Below are 1,786 nucleotides of genomic sequence, written 5' to 3'. Positions count from 1 at the left end.
GCCGCGCTGCCGCGTTCCTCGGCAGGAAGAGCGTTTATGGATGCCGATGAAGCGGCGCCCCGCCGGTCAGAGCGCGGCAAGCGCCTGGTCAACATCGGCGCCGGGTGTCGGGCGCCAGGCGCCGGGCGCCGGGCGCTGGGCGCTGGCACGCCTCGATGAACGCTCTCCGTGCCGAAACACGCCGCGCTGCCGCGTTCCTCGGCAGGAAGAGCGTTTATGGATGCCGATGAAGCGGCGCCCCGCCGGTCAGAGCGCGGCAAGCGCCTGGTCGACGTCGGAGCCGGGCGTCCGGTGCCGTGTGTCCCGGTGCCGTGCGCTGGGCGCCGGGCGCCGGGCGCCGGGACACCTCGATAAACGCTCTCCGTGCCGAGAAACGCCGCGGTACCGCGTTTCTCGGCAGGAAGAGCGTTTATGGATGCCGTGGACGCGGCGCCCCGACCTCGAGGGCCGACGACGGCGTACAGACGCCGTTGACGCGGCGCCCCGACGTCGACGGCCGACGATGACGTACCGGCGGTCAGAGCGCGGCGAGCGCCTGGTCGACGTCGGCGACGAGATCCTCGACCGACTCGATGCCCACCGACAGGCGCACGATCGTCTCGGGAACCGCCAGCTCGGTTCCGCGCACCGAGGCGTGGGTCATGGCATCCGGGTAGTTCACCAGGGACTCCACACCGCCGAGCGACTCCGCGAGCGTGAACAGGCGGGTCGACTCCGCGAAACGGCGGGCGGCTGCGGCGTCGGCGAGCTCGAGCGAGACGATGCCGCCGAAGCCGCTCATCTGCCGCGCGGCCAGCTCGTGACCGGGGTGCGAGGGCAGTCCCGGGTAGTACACCTTCGCCACGCGGTCGTGCGCGAGCAGGTGCTCGGCCACCGCCTGCGCGTTCGAACTGTGCCGCTGCATGCGGACCGCGAGGGTCTTGATGCCGCGCGTGGTCAGGTACGCGTCGAACGGACCCGACACCGCGCCCGCGGCGAACTGCAGGAACTGCACCTTCTCGGCCAGGCCAGCGTCGGCGAACGCGAGCGCACCCCCGACGACGTCGCTGTGTCCGCCCAGGTACTTGGTCGCGGAGTGCACGACCACGTCGGCACCCAGCGAGAGCGGACGCTGCAGGGCCGGCGACGCGAAGGTGTTGTCGACGACCACCAGGGCGCCGGCCGCGTGGCCGAGGCGGGCGAGACCCTCGATGTCGGTGATGCGCAGCATCGGGTTGCTGGGCGTCTCGACCCAGACCATCTTCGGCGCGCGCTCCTGGACAGCGGATGCCACGGCATCCAGGTCGCTCATGTCGACCACCCGCAGCTTCACACCCCACGGGCCGAGCACCCGAGCCAGCAGGCGGTAGGTGCCGCCGTAGACGTCGTTTCCGAGCAGGACCTCGTCGCCCGGGACGAGGGCCGCGCGCAGCAGGGCGTCCTCACCGGCGAGGCCCGAGGCGAACGACAGGGCGCGTGCCCCGCCCTCGAGCGCCGCGATCTGGGTCTCGAGCGCCGTGCGGGTGGGGTTGCCGCTGCGCCCGTACTCGTACCCGCCGCGTAGACCTCCGATGCCGTCCTGCGCGTACGTCGTCGAGACGTGGATCGGCGGGATGACCGCGCCGGTGGTCTCGTCGGGCGCCTGACCGGCGTGGACGGCGAGACTGTCGAAGCCGCGGGCGGCGTCGTGGGTGCTCATGCGGAGTGCTCCTCGGTGGTGGGGGGAAGAAGGGATGCCACGGCCTCGACCTCGTAGCCGCGCGCGGTCATCCATTCGTCGTCGAAGATCTTGCTGAGGTAGCCGCGC

At 71.9% G+C, this 1,786-nt stretch carries 1 protein-coding gene; it reads right to left on the bottom strand.

What is annotated here, in order from left to right; translation table 11 throughout:
- Positions 1-517: 517 nt before the first annotated feature.
- On the bottom strand, positions 518-1,678 hold the full coding sequence (locus tag DBR36_RS13745) for a cystathionine gamma-synthase (RefSeq protein WP_108320280.1): 1,161 nt from the start codon (positions 1,676-1,678) through the stop codon (positions 518-520).
- Between the last annotated feature and the right edge of the window lie 108 nt (positions 1,679-1,786).

The organism is Microbacterium sp. HMWF026 (assembly GCF_003061325.1).
In the GTDB taxonomy this organism is placed as follows: domain Bacteria; phylum Actinomycetota; class Actinomycetes; order Actinomycetales; family Microbacteriaceae; genus Microbacterium; species Microbacterium testaceum_E.
This window is presented reverse-complemented; position numbering and strand designations above follow the sequence as displayed.